The 23,539-nt window shown below is 46.2% G+C and carries 23 protein-coding genes; 7 read left to right on the top strand and 16 right to left on the bottom strand.

What is annotated here, in order from left to right; translation table 11 throughout:
* Window positions 1-14 precede the first annotated feature (14 nt).
* The 3 genes from LACZS1_RS02470 to LACZS1_RS02460 form a co-directional block, all read right to left on the bottom strand.
* Entirely contained in the window at window positions 15-194 is a 180-nt protein-coding gene (locus tag LACZS1_RS02470; protein ID WP_070650773.1) for a hypothetical protein, read from the bottom strand.
* Window positions 195-450: 256 nt separating this feature from the next.
* A complete protein-coding gene (locus LACZS1_RS02465; RefSeq protein WP_070650753.1) occupies window positions 451-2,493 on the bottom strand; it encodes a CocE/NonD family hydrolase in 2,043 nt (680 codons plus the stop codon).
* Between the two features lie 158 nt (window positions 2,494-2,651).
* Window positions 2,652-3,716, bottom strand: a complete 1,065-nt coding sequence (locus tag LACZS1_RS02460; protein ID WP_070650751.1) for a mandelate racemase/muconate lactonizing enzyme family protein — start codon at window positions 3,714-3,716, stop codon at window positions 2,652-2,654.
* A 188-nt stretch (window positions 3,717-3,904) separates the two neighbouring features.
* Here LACZS1_RS02460 and LACZS1_RS02455 point away from each other — a divergent pair, with 188 nt between their 5' ends.
* The 3 genes from LACZS1_RS02455 (at window position 3,905) to LACZS1_RS02445 (ending at window position 7,348) form a co-directional block, all read left to right on the top strand.
* Window positions 3,905-5,545 carry a peptide ABC transporter substrate-binding protein gene (locus LACZS1_RS02455; protein ID WP_070650750.1) on the top strand — a complete coding sequence of 547 codons (1,641 nt, stop codon included), beginning with the start codon at window positions 3,905-3,907 and terminating at the stop codon, window positions 5,543-5,545.
* A gap of 235 nt (window positions 5,546-5,780) precedes the next feature.
* Window positions 5,781-6,743 carry a zinc-binding dehydrogenase gene (locus LACZS1_RS02450; protein WP_070650748.1) on the top strand — a complete coding sequence of 321 codons (963 nt, stop codon included), beginning with the start codon at window positions 5,781-5,783 and terminating at the stop codon, window positions 6,741-6,743.
* Window positions 6,740-7,348, top strand: coding sequence for a short chain dehydrogenase (locus LACZS1_RS02445; RefSeq protein ID WP_070650746.1), 609 nt, complete (start codon window positions 6,740-6,742; stop codon window positions 7,346-7,348). The genes LACZS1_RS02450 and LACZS1_RS02445 overlap by 4 nt, the downstream gene beginning before the upstream one ends.
* Before the next feature lie 81 nt (window positions 7,349-7,429).
* Here the strand turns inward: LACZS1_RS02445 and LACZS1_RS02440 are convergent, their stop codons facing one another.
* From LACZS1_RS02440 to LACZS1_RS02430, 3 genes are all read right to left on the bottom strand, one after another.
* Window positions 7,430-7,714 (bottom strand): hypothetical protein, encoded by a 285-nt coding sequence (locus tag LACZS1_RS02440; RefSeq protein ID WP_070650744.1) that lies wholly within the window; start codon window positions 7,712-7,714, stop codon window positions 7,430-7,432.
* Between the two features lie 207 nt (window positions 7,715-7,921).
* Complete coding sequence (locus LACZS1_RS02435) at window positions 7,922-8,041, bottom strand: putative holin-like toxin (RefSeq protein WP_115656709.1); 120 nt, start codon at window positions 8,039-8,041, stop codon at window positions 7,922-7,924.
* A gap of 233 nt (window positions 8,042-8,274) precedes the next feature.
* Complete coding sequence (locus LACZS1_RS02430; protein ID WP_083311578.1) at window positions 8,275-8,946, bottom strand: Fic family protein; 672 nt, start codon at window positions 8,944-8,946, stop codon at window positions 8,275-8,277.
* A gap of 648 nt (window positions 8,947-9,594) precedes the next feature.
* Here LACZS1_RS02430 and LACZS1_RS02425 point away from each other — a divergent pair.
* Window positions 9,595-11,304 (top strand): ABC transporter ATP-binding protein, encoded by a 1,710-nt coding sequence (locus LACZS1_RS02425; protein ID WP_172493407.1) that lies wholly within the window; start codon window positions 9,595-9,597, stop codon window positions 11,302-11,304.
* Window positions 11,297-13,108, top strand: coding sequence for an ABC transporter ATP-binding protein (locus tag LACZS1_RS02420; RefSeq protein WP_070650732.1), 1,812 nt, complete (start codon window positions 11,297-11,299; stop codon window positions 13,106-13,108). Before LACZS1_RS02425 ends, LACZS1_RS02420 begins: the two co-directional genes overlap by 8 nt.
* A 122-nt stretch (window positions 13,109-13,230) precedes the next feature.
* Here the strand turns inward: LACZS1_RS02420 and LACZS1_RS02415 are convergent, their stop codons facing one another.
* Entirely contained in the window at window positions 13,231-14,823 is a 1,593-nt protein-coding gene (locus tag LACZS1_RS02415; RefSeq protein WP_070650730.1) for an ATP-binding cassette domain-containing protein, read from the bottom strand.
* Window positions 14,824-14,951: 128 nt separating this feature from the next.
* Here LACZS1_RS02415 and LACZS1_RS02410 point away from each other — a divergent pair, with 128 nt between their 5' ends.
* Entirely contained in the window at window positions 14,952-15,818 is an 867-nt protein-coding gene (locus LACZS1_RS02410) for an Rgg/GadR/MutR family transcriptional regulator (protein ID WP_070650728.1), read from the top strand.
* Window positions 15,819-15,955: 137 nt separating this feature from the next.
* Here the strand turns inward: LACZS1_RS02410 and LACZS1_RS02405 are convergent, their stop codons facing one another.
* The 9 genes from LACZS1_RS02405 to LACZS1_RS02365 form a co-directional block, all read right to left on the bottom strand.
* Window positions 15,956-16,279: a hypothetical protein gene (locus LACZS1_RS02405; RefSeq protein WP_070650726.1), complete on the bottom strand. Its 324-nt coding sequence runs from the start codon at window positions 16,277-16,279 to the stop codon at window positions 15,956-15,958.
* Between the two features lie 240 nt (window positions 16,280-16,519).
* Window positions 16,520-17,068, bottom strand: coding sequence for an SIS domain-containing protein (locus LACZS1_RS02400; RefSeq protein ID WP_010492934.1), 549 nt, complete (start codon window positions 17,066-17,068; stop codon window positions 16,520-16,522).
* Complete coding sequence (locus LACZS1_RS02395) at window positions 17,055-17,726, bottom strand: ribulose-phosphate 3-epimerase (RefSeq protein WP_010492931.1); 672 nt, start codon at window positions 17,724-17,726, stop codon at window positions 17,055-17,057. The genes LACZS1_RS02400 and LACZS1_RS02395 overlap by 14 nt, the downstream gene beginning before the upstream one ends.
* Complete coding sequence (locus LACZS1_RS02390; protein ID WP_010492930.1) at window positions 17,719-18,324, bottom strand: KpsF/GutQ family sugar-phosphate isomerase; 606 nt, start codon at window positions 18,322-18,324, stop codon at window positions 17,719-17,721. Before LACZS1_RS02390 ends, LACZS1_RS02395 begins: the two co-directional genes overlap by 8 nt.
* Window positions 18,324-18,845: a YjbQ family protein gene (locus tag LACZS1_RS02385; RefSeq protein ID WP_047107683.1), complete on the bottom strand. Its 522-nt coding sequence runs from the start codon at window positions 18,843-18,845 to the stop codon at window positions 18,324-18,326. Before LACZS1_RS02385 ends, LACZS1_RS02390 begins: the two co-directional genes overlap by 1 nt.
* An 11-nt stretch (window positions 18,846-18,856) precedes the next feature.
* Entirely contained in the window at window positions 18,857-19,147 is a 291-nt protein-coding gene (locus LACZS1_RS02380) for a PTS sugar transporter subunit IIB (protein WP_010492928.1), read from the bottom strand.
* Between the two features lie 2 nt (window positions 19,148-19,149).
* Window positions 19,150-20,496, bottom strand: coding sequence for a PTS galactitol transporter subunit IIC (locus tag LACZS1_RS02375; protein WP_274804281.1), 1,347 nt, complete (start codon window positions 20,494-20,496; stop codon window positions 19,150-19,152).
* A gap of 25 nt (window positions 20,497-20,521) precedes the next feature.
* Window positions 20,522-20,977 carry a PTS sugar transporter subunit IIA gene (locus LACZS1_RS02370; RefSeq protein WP_070650722.1) on the bottom strand — a complete coding sequence of 152 codons (456 nt, stop codon included), beginning with the start codon at window positions 20,975-20,977 and terminating at the stop codon, window positions 20,522-20,524.
* An 18-nt stretch (window positions 20,978-20,995) separates the two neighbouring features.
* Entirely contained in the window at window positions 20,996-22,927 is a 1,932-nt protein-coding gene (locus tag LACZS1_RS02365; RefSeq protein WP_070650720.1) for a BglG family transcription antiterminator, read from the bottom strand.
* A gap of 193 nt (window positions 22,928-23,120) precedes the next feature.
* Between LACZS1_RS02365 and LACZS1_RS02360 the strand changes: the two genes are divergently transcribed.
* Window positions 23,121-23,390 carry a type II toxin-antitoxin system RelE/ParE family toxin gene (locus LACZS1_RS02360; RefSeq protein ID WP_070650718.1) on the top strand — a complete coding sequence of 90 codons (270 nt, stop codon included), beginning with the start codon at window positions 23,121-23,123 and terminating at the stop codon, window positions 23,388-23,390.
* Window positions 23,391-23,539 lie beyond the last annotated feature (149 nt).

Genomic DNA, 23,539 nt, shown 5'->3' with positions numbered 1-23,539 from the left:
CGCCCCCTGACTACTTATTCGTAGTCAAGGGACGACCATGCCGTGTTACCACCCTTGTTCGCGATGTCGCAACACCGCCTCCAGTACCTGTTGATACCTGGCAGGATAACGGCTGTAGCCGATCCATGGGCGTTAACCACACGAATCACTATTCGAAGCTCATCTTCGCCTTCTTGCCAATGCCCCTTTTCCACCAACCGGGTTCGCTGCATCATCTGCTCCAAGGTTACTCTTCTTCTCAAAGTGTTGATTAGTTGTTTAGGAATATACGGCCTTTATCCGCAATTGTCAAATTTTTTACTAAGAGCGTGAACTGGCGCGGTTAGAAGTCGGAGTGTAAGTGGCATCAGGCGTGATGGCTCGGTTTTGGCCATTGCGCCTGAGGTTCTTACACGCAGACTTCTGCGCCAGGGAACGCGTTTCAGCCAGAGCGTGAGCTGGCGCGGTTCGTCAGTTCTTTGGCCGATCACTAACAAAGCTAATCGCACTGGCATGTTGGCCACCGCAACTGATCGTCTGTGTCGCCTTCACGAAGCGGTCACTGGCAAAGCCTTCCTCGGTTCCGGGATTTGGAAAAACAAATCCGCCAGCCGAACTTTGAATATCGACGCGCAGACGATGACCGGCTAGCAATTCATAGGATGTTTTCTGAGAAAGTACGGTAAAATGGGTCACCTTGCCAGGCTTGAGATATTTTGATTCTGACAAACTGTCGCGGAACTTGGCATTCATCGTGCCTTCAACCATTTGAATGGACTGACCATCTGGCGTAACATCCAAGACCCGGAAGTCCCAGTCACAATCGACGGCGCTAGATGATGCCCAGAGATCGAGCTTCACCTGGCCAACGACACGCAGCGGGGTTGTTAGTTCCTTCGTGGTAAAACTAACCACATCAGGACGCTTTTCAACTTTCTGATAATCAGCCGGAAATTCGAATTCATTCTGGGTCACCGAAATTAACTTTGGCACGGGGTTGCTTGGATCGTGAACATAGCTGACAGTGCCCGCTTCTGGCGCAGGCACCGCCAAGCTGCCATCTGCGCCCAGATGTAAAACTTTGACGAGGCCTGCTGGGGGAAAAGATGCTGCTGTATGCCAGCGTTCTTCGCCAACAGTATAGTATTCAACCAATGGGCCCGCAGCGACGCCATTTTCAACACCCTTAAGAAAATGATCAAACCATTGCTGGTGAATCAGATCAATATCCGGCCGCAGTGCTTCGGCGCCCAAATGAACCGGTCCTAAATCATACTGGGCATTGCCGCCATGCAGCCACGGGCCAAGAATGATCCGGCGCTTGTCAGACGGATAGTCAGTCGTTGCCGCAATGGCTTCCGTCGAGCCGATGCCATCATCATCGTACCAACCACTTTGAATGAGCGCCGGCACTTTAATTTTGTCGCGTCTGGCAAACCAGTCCCCTCGGTTGAGAAAACGATCATAATGATTATGGCGCATAAATTGGGTCATGCCATATTGGGGATGCCCCAGAACAATCTCGGGAATCTTTTCGATCGGTCGAACCTTCATGAGTTGATCCCAATCATCGCGATCGGTTAATGCCGAATTAAAGTGGCGGCCGTCCGTCGCAATCGACCATGCCACCTGTGCCATAAACGGGGCGCCGCGGCGATAGTAGGTATCGGTGAACGGTCCGCCTGCCGTGACCATCGAAACAATGGCCTGAAGGTGGGGATTCCCGCTGGCAGCCGCGGCCCACTGAACATACCCGCCATATGAGCCGCCAGACATCCCCACTTTGCCGTTACTCCACGGCTGGGCAGCAATCCAATTCAGCGTGTCATCGCCATCATCCTGCTCGTGGATCATCGGCAACCATTCGCCTTCCGAATCACCGCGGCCGCGCACATCCTGCAACACCACTGCATAGCCCCGCAAAACATAACGCATGTAACTCGCCACATAAACCTCGCGACCATAAGGCGTTCGTTCCATCACGGTTGGAAAGGGTCCTGATCCGGCAGGCAAAATCACCGTTGCTGCCAACCCAACCCCATCACGCATGGGTGCCCAAGCCGTGAACGGTTGATGTGCCCGACCTGGTGTTGTGGAATACCCGGCTTCCTGCCACTTAGCCAAAACACTATAGCGTTCGTATCCCGGTTGGATCAGCACACTCGTCAGATTGCGCGCACAAACCTGAAACCCGACAATCCTGTCATCAGCCTCAATCAAGTCAACCGCATACTTTGGTCCCCGATTCATCCAATGATGTTCATCGGCCCGTTGGTATTCGGCGCCCCAAGCGGTTTTAAAATGATCCGCCTGCGAAAAGCTTGCGTAACCGCCATCTTGCCAGCGTTTTAAAGTTTCCTGAATATCAAGCTCGCCGTATGTCTTAAAAGTAGCATTATTGTCATCGTTTAACGTTTTTTCTCGACTGCCTAACCAAGAATATGTAATGGACTGATCCGCCAATTTGAACGTGCCAAAATGCAAACCAGACTGATAAAATTTAAAAATTGTCATAAAGACCTCCTTGCCTAGCCTGAGCATGAACCGGCGCGTTTAGAAACCGGAGTGTAAGCGGCCTTGGGCGTTTCGGCCATTGCGACTGAGCCCTTACATGTAGGTTTCTGCGCCGGTGAACGCGTTATGGTGACCACTGTCAACAACTCAAACAGCTTTTACAGATCGCATTCGATGCCTAATCCCGGTTTGTCGCTTAGCTGATACTTCCCTGCATCCGCCGTAAATCCACCGCGTAACCACGCTGGTTCATCAAATAGCAGAAACGAATCCAAGTCAGCGTACTGAACATTTTGGTGGGCAGCAACAAAATGCGCTGCCGCAGCAATGCCGATGCGTGTTTCCGCCATACAACCGACCATGCACGGAATCCCAGCCGCCTCAGCCACCGCGTTAATTTTCTCGGCGCCAGACAAACCAGACGACTTTTGCAATTTGATATTAATGATATCGCACGCGCTTGACCGCACCGCTGCAAAGGCATCGCTGGCATTATGGACGCTTTCATCTAACATCACCAACTGGTCAATTTGCTGACACACTGCCGACATCTGATCCAAGCGGTTAGCAGGTAACGGCTGTTCAACCGCCGAAGCAGCACTGCCAATGGCCCGCATCATCCGAATAGCCTGTTTAGGGTTCCATCCTTGGTTAGCATCTAGGCGCAAATCTACCTTTGGGCCAACTGCCTTACGAATCGCCTGCACAGCCGCAAGATCATCAGCGTCTTGAATGCCGACTTTTACCTTGAGTTCTCTGTATCCTTGATCGACCAGCTGTTTCGCTTCTTGCGCCATTTTTTCCGGCGAATTAATTCCGATTGTATAATCACTGGTCAAAACGTTCCCAGTCCCACCCAGCAACTGATAAACCGGCAACCCGGCATCTTTTCCAAGCAGATCCCAGCAAGCCATATCAATCCCCGCTTTTGCCGCGGTATGTCCAGCGAAACAGGCATCCATTTTGGCATGAATGGCTTCTAAACTACGCGGATCACTGGCATTTAACGCCTGGGACAAGGTCTTGAGGGCAACCTCTTCTGTATCAATGCTCTCGCCTGTCACCTGTTCAAGTGGGTTTGCTTCCCCATAGCCGATCAAACCGGTGTCGGTGGTGATTTTGATAAGCAGCGTCTCGAGTTTATAGAGTGTGGTAAATGCGACTTTGAACGGCTCATGCAAGGTAATCGGGCGGCGAAAGACTTGAATCTTCTTAATTTGCACCTTAACGCCTTCTCTCATTTTCTTTTCATTTTACTCGTCCAAATATAAGCGTAAACCTGTTCTTTCCCCCGGACAAGGAACCGCTTTTTTCAACAGTGTTCTTATAGTTATTGAGTTTGCGGCACAATTAAGCAAGTGTTATAGTTTCATCATTGAATTTATATTTAATTAGAAAAAAGGGAGATTACATGTTGAAACGGCTCGCAAAAATTGCATCAGCTTTCTCGATCACGCTGTTACTGGCAGGATGCGGCCAGCAATCATCTTCAAAAACCAGTGGTAACAATACATATAAGACGATGACATCCGACATTATCGCGACCATGGATCCCGCACAGTTCACTGATGCCGTTTCAGGCCAAACATTAACGGACACAATGGCGGGACTCTATCGCTATAAGGGAAACAAATTAACGTCTGACCTGGCAGTCAAAACTGACGTGTCAGCTGACCAAAAAACCTACACGTTTCACCTGCGCCATGGCAGTAAGTGGTCAGACGGTACCGACGTCACGGCGGCTGATTTCGTCTTTGCTTGGCAACGGGTTGTCGATCCAGCTACGAAGTCCCCTTACGCTTTTATCATGAGTGGCATTAAGAACGCTGATGCCATCACAGCAGGTAAAATGGCTGCCTCACAACTGGGCGTCAAGGCACCGGATAAATACACATTCGTCGTCTCACTTGATCAACCGATTCCATATTTTAAAAGTATGACCTGCTTGCAGACTTTTGACCCAGTTGAAAAGAAAGCTGTCGAAAAATACGGCAAAAACTTTGCCAAGACTTCCGCCCAGCTTACCTTTAATGGTCCTTTTATTCTGAAAAATTGGAAAGGTACCGATGATTCATGGGTCGAGGTTAAGAATCTCAATTACTGGAACGCCAAAAACGTACATTTAAAGAAAATCACCTATCAAGCGGTCAAAGAAAATTCGACGGCAGTGAATCTATACAAGAGTGGTAAGTTGGATGATGTCTCAGTGACAGGGCAAACAGCTGAGGCCGCCAAAGGTCAGAGTGGTTACCATGTTATCAAGCAGCCGTGGGAAACCTATCTTAGAATGAATAGTCAAGCAGTGCCCGCTTTTGGCAATACCAAAGTTCGACAAGCATTATCGATGGCAATCAACCGAAAAGCTTTTATTAACAAAGTTTTAGGCGACGGTTCAACGCCAGCAACCAGTGCTGTAACCACTAATCTCTTTTACAATGCCAAAACCGGCGCTGACTTTGCCAAGGAATCGCTTAAAGGCGGATATGCTCAATACACCACCTACAACCTCAAAAAAGCGCGCAAACTTTTCAAACAAGGCATGGCTGAGGTCGGGCAAAAAACACTTAACTTTACATTCCTAGCAAATGACACGCCTGCAGCAAAAGAAACTGCTGAGTATCTGCAAGGCACTTTTCAAAATCTGTCAACAACCGGTATCAAAGTCAAAATGACGATTAAAACCGTGCCGCAGAAAAGTTGGCTGCAGATGGGCACGACGCATCAATACGGCATGATGGCCAGCATCTGGGGGCCCGATTATCCGGATGCTGAAAATTTCTTAACCCGTTACACTAGTTCCGTTAGCAATTTTTCTGGCAGCTGGAGCAGCCAACAGTATGATCAATACATGGCCAATGCTGCGGGCAAAAACGCTACCAAGCCACAAGCACGCTGGAACGATTTGCTCAAAGCTAACCGGCTGATTACTAAAGAACAGGGAATCATTCCGCTTTACCAATGGGGTACTGTCCATCTGACAAAACCATCAGTCAAGGGCGTTGAATACACGCCGAATAGTCTGTTTCAGTATATTGGGGCAACGAATAAATAATGATCGGATATAAGCATCTCCGGCAGCTTAACTTGTTCCCGTCTATTTCGAGACGTACACTGGTCACAAGACTGTACGGAGGTAATGCTTATGAACAAATCCGATCTAGCTGATGCATGCCCGCAACGCCATTTACCAGCCCATTGCACCAAGACTCACTTGTGCGCGCCTATAGAAGGCACATCGCCAAGACTCGCTGACCTTCAAACACCATGGATTGAGAGGCTAAACTCGAATGAAAGCATTGTTCTTCAAAACGTTTGGTGACGCGAATGTGTTGCAATATGGGACACTGCCAGACCCACAAATTGGCCCAGAGGATCTATTGGTTCAGACCCACTACATTGGTTTAAACTTTGCTGATATTTATCGGCGGCGTGGAACCTATCACCTTGAACCACACACACCATTTATCGATGGATATGAAGGCCTCGGTCAGATTGTTGCCATTGGATCCGACGTCACGACTTTTACACTGGGCGAGCGGGTTTTATTCGTTGACGTCCCATTCGCGAACGCCTCTTTGGTCCGCGTTCCGCGCGATCACGCCATTCGTGTTCCTTCAGCGATTGATGATAAAACCGCAGCAAGCATCGGATTGCAAGGCTTGACCGCCGACTTTTTGGCGCACGACTTGGCCCGGAATCATGTTGGTGATCGGGTATTGATCCATGGTATTAGCGGTGGTGTCGGCCAATTGTTGGCCCAAATGTTGATTGCCGATGGCGTCCAAGTAGCAGGTGTGACCTCTACTTTGGCGAAAAGAGAGATTGCCTTGAAGTTAGGCACATCAAGGGTTTTCCTTCGACACTCAGATTGGGCTGAACATGAACGCGGCCATTTTGACACGGTGTTCGACGGGGTTGGCGTTACGCTTCCGCTAAGTTTTGACTTGGTCGGGCATCGCGGCAGCGTTGTTTTTTACGGCATGGCAGGCGGGCTCCCACCCAAAATTGACGCTGTTAACTTGTTGAATCAATCAAAAAGTCTGCTTACTGGTGACTTATGGGATTATCTCACAAGCTTTGAAGCCCGCCAGACCCGTAGCACCAGATTATTTCGCTATGTCTTAAACGGCGCAATTAAGGTGCAGCCGCCAACTATTTTACCGTTAGCTGATGGCCGAAAAGCCCATGAATTGCTTGAATCAGGCAAAAGCACGGGCAAAATTTTATTAGAAAGCGGGTCGTTTTCATGAAGAAAGTCGTTGTGATTGGTGCGTACGGGACAATCGGGTCACAAGTAGCGCAATTATTGCGAAAGTATGGGTATGACGTCATCACTGCTAGTCGGCATCAAGGCGATGTAAGAGTCGATATTGCCGATCTGGCAAGTATTGAGGCTATGTTTACCAAGATTGGCAGCATTGATGCAATCGTCAATGTGGCGGGCGCGGTCAAGGTTATGTCATTGGACACGATGACACCGGCGGATAATATGGTTGCGGTGACTAGCAAGCTTCTCGGCCAAATCAATCTTGTATTGGTCGGCCAACATCATCTCAATGACAACGGCAGCATCACCTTAACCACCGGCGTTACCAAAGACGATCCGATTGCAGGTGGTGCGTCAGGCGCAATGGCCAACGGTGGCATAGCGGCATTCGTCAAATCAGCCGCGATTGACCTGAAGCGCGGTTTACGAATCAATTGTGTGAGCCCGACGATCGTAGAAGAATCTTACGACCAACTCAAGGATTCGTATGCCGGCTTTATCCCCATCCCGGCAAAGCTTGCAGCGACAGGTTATTTGAAAAGTGTCCAGGGAAAACAGACTGGACAGGAATATCGGATTTACCGTTAACAATTTTTAGAAGGCTTAAGTTCAAGGAACAACTAAAAGAGGCAAACGCTTGCCGAAGCCTGCGCATTTTTATTTTATCTACTATTCCCGGAGTCTTCTGAGTGCTTCCTTCAACTCGTCAATGGCATTTCGCAGTTCTACGAACATCTTGGTTAGGTGACGTCCGGTGATAAGCAAATAAGTGCGGTCTGCAACCATCATCAGTAGTATCGTCACCCCCATGATGACCATTAGTGCCAGATATGATTGCAATGTTCCGATACGGCTGCCATTACGATGAACTCGATATGTCAAAAAGACGAGAATCAAAAACAGTAATCCGGTTGACAAACTGCCAGTGATGACCTTAAGCGTTTTATGTTTCAACTTTCCTACCTCCGTTTGAGTGTCAATATGATCTTCAAATGTTATATCCCATTAGTTAGTGTTGCTAGCCGAAACTCCTCCATGTTACAATACAAATACAAAGAGAGCACCAGTTCCACCTGATGCTCTCTCTGCTGCAGAGCCGATTAAGACGGCTGGCATTGGGTTGACAATCAAAAGAAGACCGTCAGACTTCCTGTCAGAAATCTAGTGACGGTCTTTTTGATTGCCGATGATAGTAACAACGATGGCAACCACCGTGCCAATGAGCAGCAGCACAAAGCTGCCAAACGTTAGCATGAGGTTGATCGCATCTACATCAGACAAACAGGCCTCTCCTTTCACTCAGAGCTTGTGTATCCCCATAGGCGACCACTTCCCTTGTAATTGGATTTGCCAACCGTCATTAAACTTCTCTGCTATATTTTTATACCGTACTTGAACGCCAAACGCTAGAGCCGCAAAGGCTACAAGCGTTTTTTATTTACCGTCAAGCGAACAAGTTTCTATGCAACAATCAGAATTGGCATACTGCATTGTCATTTAAAGTCCAAGTCCGTTCAAGACTCGTTTATACCGAATACCGCGTGATCATACAGCCATTGCTTGATGACTTGAATGCGGCCGGTCTTATAATATTTAGCCAACTGTGATAGATACCAATGCATCTTCTTTTCCGGCACCGCCAGTAATCCGACATTTGCTTGATACATCAACGCGTTGGCGACAACGATAGCAGTCCGCTTATTGCCATCGGTAAAAACCTGTAATCGTGAAAGTGTCAGCATTAACGTGATGGCTTTGTCCGTCACGCTTGTTTCCGAATGTAAAATAGCGTTGACCGTTTGAATAACATTACTTTCAACCGGAATCGGTGGCACATAATCCTCATTGGTTAAGCCGACGACCACTGATTTTGTCCTAATTTGACCAGCATCAGGTTCGCCAGCGCCTTGAACGATTAAATTAACCTGTTTGATTGTTTCAGTATCAATTTCTGCCACATTGTGTAGGCGCATGGCAAATTGATAGGCGGCCTTTAAATTAAGCACTGTCTGAACATCCTCTGGCTTCACGCCGTCAACAGTCAGATTTTCCACGATTGCTTTGGTTTGTAACAAAGTCGTACTGAGGTTTTCGTACTTTCCGGCAAGATAAATCATTGACACCAAGTTCTTTCCAAACAGCAACTTTTCATCTCTAGGAGACAAGTGATATTTATCTTCGAACACTGACTGCTCCCCCCCTTTTTTACGTAACTTGGTTGCTTGTGCAAAAACCACTTGCATGCAGTCGTTAACTATATCAGACCAATTTGTCTTATTCGCTAAGTATATCATGCCAGAAAGTTTTTCTTTGACGATTAACCAGTATGAACGCAAATGTGTTGCAGTTATGAATTCAAACCAGTTACAATATCATCTAAGTAAAGAGCGCCCTGCACAAACAAGACGCCCCTCGTAAAACAGCAGAACCGTCAAAAGCACGGTGACTATGTCGCAACTAAAAGCCGCGGTTCCTCGTCAAAGTTAACGCGGCTTTTAGTCTGCCTACTTTCCTCGGAATTTCCCGAGCGCTTGCTTCAACTCGCAAACTGCATCACACAGTTTCATCAAAACGCTGAACGAGCCGATATTTGCAACTATGCCATTGAGCATCTGAATTAAGGACCCTAAGATTTCGGATCATTTGAAATCTTAGGGTCCTTAATTGATTCCAAGTCGTTCAACATAATCTTTCCCAATACTGCCCAAAACCACATCCGACACTTATCCACAAACCCCCAAGACCCCTCATCAACCCACTTAACAAGCCAATCACATGCAACTTTTCCATTCCCGCCGTAGAATGGCTTCATAAGTAAAACGGAGGCAATTGACATGCTGAAAATCTTGTTTGACCACATGCATGGCTGGGCGCGGGTTAGCTTTTTTCTGGCGCCGATCGCCATTATGGGTGAAGCCTTGCTGGATCTGCAGCAGCCGACTTTGATGGCCAGGATCGTGGATGTCGGCTTGGCGCGCAAGGATATGACCTATGTCTGGCAGACCGCGATCCTCATGGCGGTCATTGCCGTAGCGGCGTTTGCACTCGGCGCCATTTGTAATGCGTTTTCATCCTACGCTGCGCTGAAAATGGGGCAGAATCTGCGCAGCCACATGCTGGCCATTGCGTTAGCCGATCGCGATCCACAAGCGTTGAAGCCGGAAACTTTAATCACCCGAATCACCAACGACGTGACGCAGATGCAAACCATGGTCAGCATGCTCACCCGTGGCTTGATCCGCTCGCCGATGTTACTGTTCGGTGGGATTGTCATGTCCATGATCGTGTCGCCGCGGCTTTCATGGATTGTCTTGATCGCCTTGCCGATTCTGGCGATCTATATCTACGTTGTCGTCCGCCGTTCCTTGCCGCTTTATACCGCGATGCAAGGGCAAGTGGACGTGATGAACCGCATCATGAGTGAAAATCTGACTGGGGCCAAAACGATCAAGGCCTATGTTCTGGAAGACCATCAACGCACTCAGTTCAACACCGAAAATCATAACCTGCAGCAGATCAGCCAACGCGCCGTGCTCGCGACGGTTACCTTGGCACCGCTGATTATGTTAGTTCTGAATCTCGCTGTGGTCGCCGCCTTGGCCTATGGTGGCAATCTTGCAATCAGTGGCAGTATGACCACCGGCGAAATCATGGCATTTGTGAACTACATGATTCAAATCACCACCGCCATGACCAACACCGTCAACCTCATCACCACCTTCTCGCGGGCCGTCACCTCCAGTGCACGGGTCAGTGCCGTTTTGGCCGAACAAGCTGGCACCGAAGCCACTGGGACGCTGGTTGCCCCGGCTGACAGCACGATTGCGTTTAACCACGTCACCTTTGGCTTTTCCAAAAGTCGGCCGATTCTCGATGACATCAACCTCACTGTTCCCAGCGGTCAGTGGCTTGGCATCATCGGCTCGACCGGCTCCGGCAAAACCACGCTCATCGCCTTGTTGACGCGGCTTTACGAGCACTATCAAGGCAGCATCACCATCGGCGGCACCGATATTCAGAAAATCAGCTTGGCCTCATTGCACAAAAAGATCACCGTTGCCTTACAAAATTCGCTGCTTTTTTCCGGAACCGTTGAGCGCAATCTGGATTATGGCGCCCCACAAGCCACACCGGCGCAACTTGCCTCAGGTGTCGCCATCGCCAGTGCCACGGAATTTATCGGGACGGATTACACCGCACCAGTCGAAGAAGCCGGTAAAAACTTTTCCGGCGGCCAACGCCAGCGCCTGAATCTGGCCCGCGCGATCATCCCCGACCCGGATATTCTGGTCATGGACGACGCCACCAGTGCGGTCGATCAGGAAACCAACACCGCCATTCAAGACGCGCTAATCAAAAATCGCCGCAACCGCTCGACCATTATCATTTCCCAGCGCGTGCCGAACATCATGGACTGTGACCAGATCATCGTCATGCAAAACGGGCGCATCACTGCCCGCGGCACCCACGATGAGCTCGTCAAAAGTTCGCCATTTTACGCGCAACTTGTTCAAACCCAGTTAGGTGGTGAGTACCTTGATTAATATCGGTGGACGGCGCGGCCCGCGCAACCTGCATCCGGAAAAAGTAACCTTAGTGAACTGGAAACAAACCGTGCGCAGGATTTGGGGCTACCTCAGTGCGGATCGCAGTAAATTGCTCATTGTTTTTGGCTTAACCCTCTTCACAACCTTAGCCACCATCATCGGTAACCGCGTCAACGGTATTGTAGTTGACCAATTTATCACCAAGGGCCGACTGCGCGAATTGTTGATCGTCAGCGGTTTGTTGGCAGGCATGTATTTTTTGAGCAGCGTTTTCACGTATTTTCAGACCAGCATCACCACCAAAGTCGCACAGCGCACCAGTGCTGCTATTCGTCATGATTTGTTTGCTAAAATGCAACGCCTGCCGATGCGGTATTTTGACACCCATGACAATGGCGATATTATGAGCCGACTGACCAACGATGTCGATAATATCAACACGGCGCTAATGCAGACGTTTGTGCAGCTGTACACCGGGATTATCAGCGTCATCGGAATGGGCATTGCGATGCTGCTGCTGAGTCCGTTGTTGACGGGGATTGTCGTCTTGGCCTCGGTTGCGACGTTCTTTTATTCGCGGACAGCCGCGCGGATTACCCAGCGGGCGTTTACCGTGCAACAGGAAGCGCTTGGCAGTCTCAACACACAAATCGAAGAAAATGTTGCCGGCAAGCAGCTGGTGCAACTTTTCGATCACCAGCAAGACACGCTCGATCGCTTCAATGAAACCAACGCCCGCTACACAGCCGCGGCGTATCGGGCACAGCTTTTTTCTGGCGTCATCGGCCCGTTCAACAACATGACCAATAACTTCGCCTACCTGCTGATCACGTTTGCCGGCGCGCTCGCGATCCTGCATGGCGGCACAAGCATCACAGTCGGTGTCATCTTCACTTTTCTCATTTACCTGCGCAATTTCACCGGCCCCATCAACAACATCCTCAACCTGATCAATACCCTGCAACTGTCACTGGCCTCCGCCGAACGGGTTTTCCAGGTCGTGGACGCCGAGCCGGAACGCGATGTGCGTGATGCATTGGCGCTCACTCACACGGCGGGCAATGTGCAGTTCGATCACGTTTCGTTTGCCTATGATGGTAAAACCGAGGTTCTTCACGACATCAGTTTCACTGCGCATCAAGGCGAAGTGGTCGCCATCGTCGGGCCAACGGGGGCGGGCAAAACCACGATCATGAACCTGCTCACGAATCTCTATCCACTTACCAGCGGCAGCATCACCCTCGACGGCCACAACGTCACCGACCTCACCCGCGCGAGCCTGCGCCGCCTGGTGACCGTTGTGCAGCAAGAGTCGTTTCTTTTCACCGCCACCATTCGCGAAAATATTCGGATGGGTCGGCCTGAAGCCAGCGACGCCGAGGTCGAAACCGCCGCTCAAGCCGCCAACGCTGACACGTTTATCCGCCAACTACCAGACGGTTACAACACCATGCTCAGCGAAAACGCCAGCCGCCTGTCACAAGGCCAGCGCCAACTCCTCAGCATCGCCCGCGCCTTTGTCGCCCAAGCGCCGGTGCTCGTTCTCGATGAAGCCACCGCCTCCATCGACTCCAACACCGAAACCGACGTCCAGCGCGCCATGAACCGCCTCATGCAGCAGCGCACCAGTTTCGTCATCGCCCACCGCCTCTCCACCATTCGCCACGCCAGCAAAATCCTCGTCATCGACCAAGGCCGGCTCATCGAATCCGGCACACATGAGCAGTTACTGGCCGCCGGTGGCTTTTACGCGAAACTTTACAACAGTCCGCTGGCGGATATGGATAAGTTGAAGCGGTGAGAAGTTAGTTTCATTCCATTCAAAATGACTTTTCGATCTTGGGAGGACTGAGGATTTCCTTAGCCTCCTTTTATTTTGCCTTCTTACTGTCTCCTAAAATATATAAGCCCATCAGTATTATTCTATGCGCCTAAATCGATTACCTGATCATACGCACCTCTTAGCTCATGATCGAGATGGTGACTCACTTCAATCAGCGTCATATCAGGATCCTTCAAGAACTCCTCAGTGACAAGTCTAGCCGTTTTAGCATCTAACGCCGACGTCCCTTCATCAACAAAGGCAATGGGTTTTGGTGCATAAAAGAATCTTGCCAAAGCCAGGCGTTGCTTCTGGCCACCTGATAAATTCTGACCATTTTCCTGAATGATTTGATCCGGGAACTTAACAAAATCGACTTTTGCCTTTGAAAATGCTTCTTGTAAACGGTGCTTAGACTGCGACTGGTTTTCCCACAATGATGTATTGTTTGCCACTGAATCATTAAATAAATAAACATTTTGATCAACGTACTGCGAAACCTTGGTTAACTCCGCCATGCTCATGGTTCGTAAGTCCTTGTTATCGATATAAACATGGCCTGTATAATTGGTAATCTGTCCGTCCAGAATTTTCAGCAAAGTACTTTTGCCCACCCCACTGCGGCCAATAATCGCATACTTGCCACCGCGAGCAAACGTGAGATTCAAATGACTGAAAATCTTTTTCCCGCCAATCGTGTAGCTAAGATCAACAACCCTCAGAGCATAGTGAAAAACAGGTGCTGGCGTTTTTTCCGCAGATGGCAATTTCTTTGAAGCACCCGCGCTAACCTTGTCAAACAAGGGATAAGTCGCCTTAATTTGCACAGTGTCATTGCTTAGGCTCGACAGTGAGTTAAAAATGCTGGCGGCAATACTGCCGGTTGAACTAATCGCCCCAAGTGGAATGGCGCCAAGAATCGCAAGGATACTGGTCATGATATCGACCATCACCTGACAGAAAATGCTCAACGCTGCGATTAAATTCGAAACGCGCGCATTGGTCTTCGTGTAAGCCACCTTAACCGCGGCGTACTTTTTTGCGGCAGACTTAATCAAGTCATGAAGCTTATCTAATTTACTAGCATTAAACAAAACATCGAAGCCATTAAGCACGTTGGTGACTTGATTTGAAAAGGCTGCGTTACCCTCCGACATTGTTTTCGTCGCCGAGATCATCGGTCGACTTAACCGCGAAGGCACTCTAAGCATCAACACCGACAAGAGAAGGATCGCCGGGATAAACAGCAGGTGATACGCAGCCAGCGCAACGGTTGAAAAAACAACGGTTGTGCCATCGGAAAGCAGCGTGAAGAACTTCTTAATCGCATTACTTTCAATGTTGCCCACATCATTGACATATTCGGAAAGATACTCACCGGTCGTTTTGTTGTGGTACTGCGCGTATGAGCTACCGACAATTTTTCTCGAGATGGTGTCCCGGATATCCACCATAATCCGCTGAGTCAGTTTCTCTTGAAAAACCACCTGAAAATAATTGCTGAGCAGAAAGGCTCCCCAAACCGAGAAATTAATCGCCGACCACACCAACAAAGCGCGCATATCTCTAGAAAAGATCGCATTCGTTGTGAAAGTTAAAAGAACCGAAGTACCTGTGTATAAAAGGACGTTCACCACAATCCAAATAATGTTAATCCCTGTGCGTCCACGTTCGTGCTTTAAATAAGTTTTCATGCTAGTTCCCCTTTTCCTATGCTTCAACGTATCTACATCTTCTATCGTTTATTGATACTTCACACGATAGTCGCTAAAATGACTGATAACCGATACGTTTAAAATATGAAACAGGGGAGCGGTTCATCATCGAAAACTTTGGGGCAACATTTAAATATTTAAGAGAATCGCGCGGCATCACCCTTAGCTCTTTAGCTGATGATGTTGTGTCTAAAGGGATGATCTCCAAATTTGAAAACGGGACATCTGATCTCTCAACGAAACGATTTTTTCATTTGCTTAAAAAGCTTTATATCACGCCATTCGAATTCACGGTTGTCATGAATCACTTTGAGCCTTTATACGACAACAAATTCGCGACAGATCTAACACAATCTGCGCTAAACAATGACTTTGCGGGCCTCAAGCGTTTGGCGGATCGTGAATATGTGCGTTGGCAAAACTCGCATTCAATTTTTGACCAATTAAACTGGATCATGGCCGAATGCGTTCGCGCAGAGGCAGAAAAGAAGCCGTTATCTGATAAAGTCCATCTAAATGTGCTCACCAACTATTTATTTCAGTGTGAAGATTGGGGCAACTTTGAATTGGTTCTGTACGGCAACACCATGACTCAACTGCCAATCGAAACCATCACCGTCTTTTCACAAACCCTGTTAGATAAATGTTCCATCTACATCGGTCTCACCAGCGTTTACGAGACCTGCATCAATGTGCTGCTGAATACGATCGCGTTACTCATCCGGCATGGAGAAACTCAGCATGCCCTAAAAACGTTAGCGATTCTCGAACAAAAGAAGCTGCCGGAATCCTTTCTACTAGAACGGGTATTGCTAAACTACTACAAGGGAATATTACTGACTCAAACAGGCCGACGAACAGAAGGTGACCAATTGATTGATAGTTCCCTGCAAGCTTTAAAAGCGGGCGACTGCGTGGAATTTGTTAACTCATTAAAAAAAGATCTGGCGGAGCTTGGTCTGTATCATATTTGAAACGAAAAAGCGTTTTTGTTTAAGCAGACTGATACATACTATTTCTTAAAACACACAAGTGGCACCACCTCATGAATCGACATGAGGTGATGCCACTTGTGTGTTTGTTTGGATAAATGTTTCCCGATACCTTGCAACTACGGGGACCCACTGATGCCTGGAAAGCTGATGAAGAACTTCTTAGCAATCTCCTGCGCCGCTTCCTCCATATCAAAAAGCGCATCGCGTTGCTCAGCCGTGATCTGATAATGATGATCCAGCATTTGGTCCCTAATAAAAATGCTGACCGGATGCACTTCGGGTTCAATGTTGGCTCCTTGTATCCCTTTCTTAGCCAACCGATCGACAACTTGCTTGATTTTGACAACAACTTCTTGGGATATCTCGTCCGTTTGCGGCTCGAAAAGGTGTTGAAGCTTCAGCATCTTTGCGATGAGCGCTTGTTTTTCGTCAACTGCCATAAAGCATCACCCTCTCACCTAGACCTTATAGACATTGATTTGAACTCAGAGTCATGGTTTGGCAACGGTTACATTGCTGATCTGATGGCTTTATCTTAGTAGCGGATCATGCATTTTGCAAACAATTACTTTAAATTCTTAGCAATTGTAGCTCATGTTCTTGTTAAAGCTCATGAAGAAACGCTTTCAGCAGTGTGAGTCGAAGATGTTAGTTAATTTAACCGGAAAACCTAAATGAGGTCATTCAATGTTTGCGTGATGTTTTTCCATAAAGACTTCGTCTCTAGCTAGACGTTCTTGTAGGCACAATACACATGCCTCTAAAAGTAGAAAACTACTTTGCTCGAACATGGCTCCCATCGGTTGTTTCGAAACTTTATGAATTGAATGTTTTGTATCCGCCCGAAGAACGACGACAGTCTTAATCACTGCAGTTAAACGAGATACATCTTCGGCAGTGATGAGCGCAACTTCGGCCTTTTCATTAAGAGCGATCTCGGCTGCGTCAACTAGCGCTAGAGAACTGCCAGAGCCAGAAAGAATCAACAATAGATCAGTTTTCTTGACTGGTGGACAAGTAATTTCATCTATCGCGTGCACAGACAGACCCAGTTGCAATAACCGGTTCGCAAACATTTTGGCTACTAAGCCGGATCGTCCGTGACCAACTACGAAGATGTTTGCAGCGCGCCCCAGTTTTATCAGAAGTTCATCGAACTTTGCCTCATCAACTACAGGCTGATTCATCTCAGACAGAACAATTTTCTTTGCTTCGTTAATCTTTATCATGGGCTTTGATTCTTCCTTTTAACGTCTCAATGTTAGCCTTAGGATTGCTCGCCTTAACTAGATATCCACCAGAAACAAACTGATCTGCTCCAGCGCTTATCACCGCCTCTATTGTCTCGGGAGTGATACCACCATCTACCTCAATTAAAAAATGACTATCATGATCAGTACGGTATTTAGTCAGCCATCGCACCTTTTGCTGCATTTCTGACAAGAAACCATTAAAATGTCGGCCGGGACTAATCGTCATCACAAGGACTCGATCCAAGATTGGTAATAATTCGATTAGTTGTTCTGGAGAATCTCCAGGATTAAGCGCAATTCCTGCTTCAACTCCTTTATTTTGAATTAGTTTCACAAGATTAAAGCTGTCCGCAATGCTGTTTATGTGAAAAGTAACAGCATCTGCGCCTGCTGCGATGACTAATTTACTGACCGGTTCAGGATTAGACACCATCAAATGGATATCCAAATTAAACAGAGTGCGTGTATGAAGCCACTTGATCAAGCGATCATTTAGACCCAAGCTGGGAACATAGTGCGAGTCCATTACGTCAACATGTAATGTTTTAATACCAGCTTGTTTAAAAGTATCCAACATGCCCATCAAGTTATCCGGGGTAATATCAAGAATGGATGGCAAGATTTGTTTATCCATGAGTATCCTCCCTCAGCTTTTCTCCTACTGCTCCTGATGGATGATTGACAAGGAACTGTTTCTCAGTGAAATGTTCCTCTTGCATCAGCTCTACCGCTACAACATCAAACAGTGCAATCACGGCCATAGAGCTAATCGTAGCAAGCATATCGAATTCATCTAATTCACGACTTACTTTAATTGATACGACTAAATCAGCATCTTGTCCTAAAGTAGATCGCTGGTCTTCTGTCACTGAAATAATCTCAACCTGTTTCTCTCTGAGGTTAGGCAAAAATGATATCAGTTCCTTGGTGTTACCTCCCTTAGATATGAAGATGACCATGTCGCTAGAGGTCACAGCGCCTAGTGCGCCGTGGACGGCGTCTGATGGATTTAGAAAGAATGCAGGGATATTTACAACTCTAAGCGTATGCACCGCCTTTTGAGCAACCATGGCAGATGTTCCGCAACCTGTCAGAAAAATATTGCCTCGTTGTTCAGCAATTAACCTAATCAAAGCATCAACTTGCACGGTATCAATCGAAGATGCTAATTTCTGTATTTCCTGACCTTCAACCCGGAATAACGAACGAACTTGATTCTCATCTCTCACCATTATTCTTTGTCTCCCACCACAACAACGTTAACTGTACGATTACGTTCTCTCGTCTGGTCAAAGTCTACAAAATAGATAGAGCCAACCGATCCGTTCATTAAATGTCCATTTCGAACGCCTAGAGTAACACTGGACCCAAGCAGATCTGCCCGAATATGAGCGTCCGTGTTCAACATACTCCACTTCTCCGCTGGATAATCTGGATCATTTTTCTCCATACCGTAGGAAATGTGTTTTGGTCCAGGACTCAAGTAAGGAAAATTCTCGGTTCTTTGCCTTGGTACAATTCGCTCTAAGAGATTATCAATATCAACTGTCAGATAATCATCACCGTAGTAATTCGTATCGTGCATGTACTCATCAAAATAAATGGAACATGTCGTGTGAGCTGTCTGTACTAAACAAATACCATTCTTAATTCCACCATTTTCAACCACGTCAATAACTTGGTCCGTAATCCGGTGATATGAGGGACGTCCTTGAACAGTTTTTAATTTAATATCCCGAAAAACAGTACTCAAGATTGTGCCTCCTATTCTTCAATTTCTTTTTTGACTTCGTTATAAACTTTATCTGCACCGATACCAGTTAACAGAGCTACGCCGTTAATTACTTTCGGCTTGATGTTGTTTGGCACAACGGTCGTACTAACAACAATGTCATATCGATTATTTTCGATATTATCAATCTCATCACCAACTGCAGATTGTTTGATGGTTACTTGATTCTCTAATCCCTGTGTTTTCAACCAATCTTCCATTTTAGCTCGTACAACCGTCGAAGTAGCATGTCCTGCTCCGCACATAATTAACATTTTCTTCATGATTAGTTAACTTCCTTTTCTGTAGAGTTATATTTCTTCACAACATTAAGGTAATACAAAAGTCCCAACATAATGACCGTGATTGTACCGATTCCAAAGATGCTAAAGTGCTGCGACATCCAAACCATTAAAGCATTCGGCCACAAACCAGCCGAGACGAACGATACTGTACCTTTATTGCCGATATTATAATTGGCTAACTTGAATGCCTTCGTGACCAGTGGTGCCAACCAAGTTGACAAATACAACATCGGAATCGTATAAATAGCACCACCGATTAATGACCGGATAATATTACCTTTAAACGCCGCAACGAGAATGGTAAAGACAAAGACAAATAATGGTAAATCGCCAAAAGGTAAAACCTTATTTCCAGGTAATATAACCGCTAGGAATAATGCAACGGGAATCATTAAGAAACTGGTGGCAGCTACTGAGGGATGACCGACCGTCAAAGCCGCATCCATTCCGATGTTGACAATCTTCCCATGTAAATGCTTTTCTGTGAAAGCTTGTGTTGCTTCAGCGATTGGCGTTAAGCTCTCCATGAACATAGAAATCATTTTTGGCAGCAACTTCAGGACCGCAGCCATTTCCATTGCTAACTGAGAAGTCTTTGTGACGTCGTAACCAGCTAGGATGCCAATTCCGATCCCAATGATAAGACCGATCACAATTGGTTCCCCCAGAATACCAAAACGTTTTTGAATCGTTTCTGGACTCGCATCAATTTTTTTAAACCCAGGGATCCGATCGAATAACCAGTTGAGCGGCCAGGCTAATAATACTGGTGACAAGGCCATTAAGTGAGTGATTGAGATTCCTGGTAGCCCAAAGAATTTACTTGTCATCGGCTGAGTCAAATCAGCTAAGAATAGTTGCATCAAGAAAGCCGGAATCATTGCTAGAATGCCGTAAAGATAGTTACCTGTGACCCCCCAAACTAGTAAACCAATAAAGGTTGGTTGCCACAGGTTCCATACATCAATATTGAGTGTCTTTGTCATACCCATCCAAATTAGCAGTAAATTCGAGCCAAAAGCTATTGGGATAACTAATACACCTAAGGTCGACGAAAAAGCTAACGGGCCTCCGGGTCCAGAGCCCAAATCGATAATACTTAAACTAAGACCATAGCGAGAAACCATCAGCTTGATAGCAGGCCCTAGTGAAGTCTGTAACAAATTGACAACCAAATTCAAGCCGATAAAGCCTATTCCGATAGTAATGCCGGAAATAAAAGCTTTTGAAGGCTTCAGCCGTACGCATAATCCTAAAACAAATATAATGACAGGAATAAAGACGGTTGATCCCAGATTAATAAACCAATGTATAGCTTCTGCAATCATTTTTTGCTTCCCCCTTTAGAAAAATTCAAAGAATATTATTCGAATTCAAAATAGTAATAACTTGTTTTTTTGTATCACTTTGATTCAGTTTGTAAAGCACATTTTGATTTTGAAACATGTTCATCAGGTTACTTAACAAATCTGTTTGTTCATGAGGCGTACTCATCGCAATCATGAAAACCATTGAAACTTTAATAGTCTGGTTTAAATCTACCATGCTTCGAAAAGTAACTGGTTTAGTCAATGAAGCAAATGCAATTTGAGACTTATTAACGTAAATCGAATCAGTGTGGGGAATCGCCACTCCTATAGAACCCGTTGCCAATCCAGTTGGATATTCTTTCTCGCGAGCTAAAACGTGCGGTAAAAATTGGTCTGTTACCATATTTTTTGCCCTTAACTGTTGCGCTAATTTTGTCATGATTGCCGTTGCATCAGACGCATCAGAATGCAGTGTCATAATTTCTTCGTCAAAAAACATCTAACTTTCTCCTTCACTTCACTGATTAATTAAATCCAAGAATTGATCGGTATTGTTCAATCCAACAATCATTTGAACCATCTGTCTATTCTGAACGAGTCTGTATATATCCATTACTAAATCCCTGTAAATATTCACCTGTGCCTCTGGTACACACGCTAAAACAACAATCGAAACAGGAATCGAATTCCAGTGCACAGGCTTTTTCAATATCAAGAACGCAATCCCCAGCGACTTTACTGTATTTGGGACTGCATGAGGTAATGCTGCCCCGCTGTCTAACTCCGTTGTTCCAAGACGCTCTCGTCGAAAAATTGAAGACCGGAATTCGGTGTTAACCTTACCGGCTGCCTCTAATCGATCAACCAAAAAATTTAATGCATCTTGTTTATTTGGCATTCTTTCTTTCCAGAAGACTAAAGCGGGGTCAATGCTTCTTCGTAAAATTGGAAAATGAACTGTACCCTGACTGCTCTGGGGTTTAACAAGGGCATCCGCATACGCCTTCATCAATTTTGTTTGGTCATTTGCATCAAAAAGTGGTGAAATCCCTACAAACGGAACTGATGTGATCAAACTCTTTAGGTTCACGCCAACGATCAGCCCAATTCGAGTCAAATCAATCTGGGAAAAAGATCCCAAGCTCGCAGTCGTGTACTTTGTGTTTTGAGGCAGTAACATTCGGATTTGCGATTTTACATAATCTCTCAGCTCTCCGTGTTGATTAAAAACAATCAAAACATTTCGACTTGTTATAACTTGATTAATCGCAATGTGGAAATAGATCGTCACAAAAGAAACTTCGTCATCATTGAGCTCGATACGATAGCGATCCTCCAAGAATGACATAGCGTACCATGTCATTCCAAAAAGTTCTGGGTACTGCGATTTAATATCTCCTAATAAGGGGTTTCGCACGATCAACCCTTTCTGAAGGCGTAAAACCATTGCTGGCAAATGAAACATAAGCTGATGCCTTAATAATTTACGCCCTGGGATCTTAACCTCCTGTAACGATTCCATCCGAGTAATCATTTCTTGAACCGTTGCTTCCCACTGAGCACTTATACCGTTTGCAATTGGGCCGATTCGATAGGCCGAAAGATTACGCGCCAACCAATCTAAGTCGCCTTGTGTAAAAGTGATCTGTAATTGTTTTGAAATGGCTTTGAACAAATTGGTTGCGACTTCTGCTGAATCTCCAGAAAGGGAGGTTTCATAATCATTTTGACTACTCCTAAGCTGAATATGATGACCCAAGGCCGCTCTTGCTGTTTGAACTAGTGTAAGGATTTGTAAGGCGAATCGGTAATACGCTGGGACATTCTCAAACCATTCCGTTTGATTTTTAACGAAATAATCACTCAGCGTTCGGATCACCTTAGGATCGAAGAACTGTTTCAAATAGTTGTCAGAACTCAGCAGCTTGACATCTGTATTATCAACTACAAATGTTGTAACTGCCGTTTGACGTTGTTCCTCATTACCCTTAAATTCAAGAGAAATACCGTCGGACTCAATTCCGGGACTATTAATGGCAATTATGTCATTAATCCATGCAATGTCATTCAAGATAGAAGTTTTGCTCACTAACCAATGCTCAGACAACTGCTTTAAAGTCTGTTGCCGACCTTGAAGCAGAATAGCTTTAACCATTACTGCTCTTCGTTCAGCTGGCGATGTTCCAATTTCATCAGACTGTCTCTCTTGTAAATTTGCTATGATGTTCATAGCTTTAACTTTATCTTTGTCTTTACCACTGACTTTGATTCCGGCACGGGGCTTCTTCTGAATCTGAATGTTAGATTCAGAAACAGCTTCAGTGATGTCATCGATATCTTTGTAAATGGTCTTGCTAGAAACCTGATACTGTTGAGCGAGAACTTTCGCGGGTACATAGTCTTTTGCACCGCAAAGGTAATTAAACAAGTCGACTTGTCGTTTATTCATGTCTTCCCCCCTCGACGTTTAAGTTAGCACGGGTAGCAAATGAATGCGATTACATTATGCTTCGTATTATTGTGGAAGGTTCTTTGAAGCCAGTTGTAATAGACGTTTTAGTGGTCACTAGAATTTAAAAAAAGAGGTTCCCCTCGTATTTTCTTAGCGTTACGCTTAAGAAAACGAAAGAAGCACCTCACAAATGCCCACACGCCAGATCATCGAACAATCGCGCTTTAAAAAACATCTCAAGCACTTACTCCAGGCCGGCCGATTCACGCAAGCAGACTACCTACAAGTATTGGAATATCTACGTACCGGCCAACCATTGCCGGAAAAATATGACGATCATGTTATTAAGAAACGCAAAGCCGATCGTGCGCTGTTTATTAAGGGTAACTGGTTGTTAATCTACCGAACTGAGGCTGCAACAATCCGTCTGTTGGATGTTGGTCGACATGGGGAGGTTTGATCAGTTAGTAATTGAGCTCCAGCTTTATTAGGATACAGCTTGTGGCCTGCCCAAAGTCTATAAAAGTAAACGGATTAGCTGATTATTTCCAACCCTAAAAAGCAAGTGGACAGCAAAAAGACTCACTCTTCGCTGCATCAGGTTTGAGT

Origin of the sequence: Lacticaseibacillus zeae subsp. silagei (genome assembly GCF_030770335.1) — a bacterium.
GTDB classification, from domain to species: Bacteria; Bacillota; Bacilli; order Lactobacillales; family Lactobacillaceae; genus Lacticaseibacillus; species Lacticaseibacillus zeae.
This window is presented reverse-complemented; position numbering and strand designations above follow the sequence as displayed.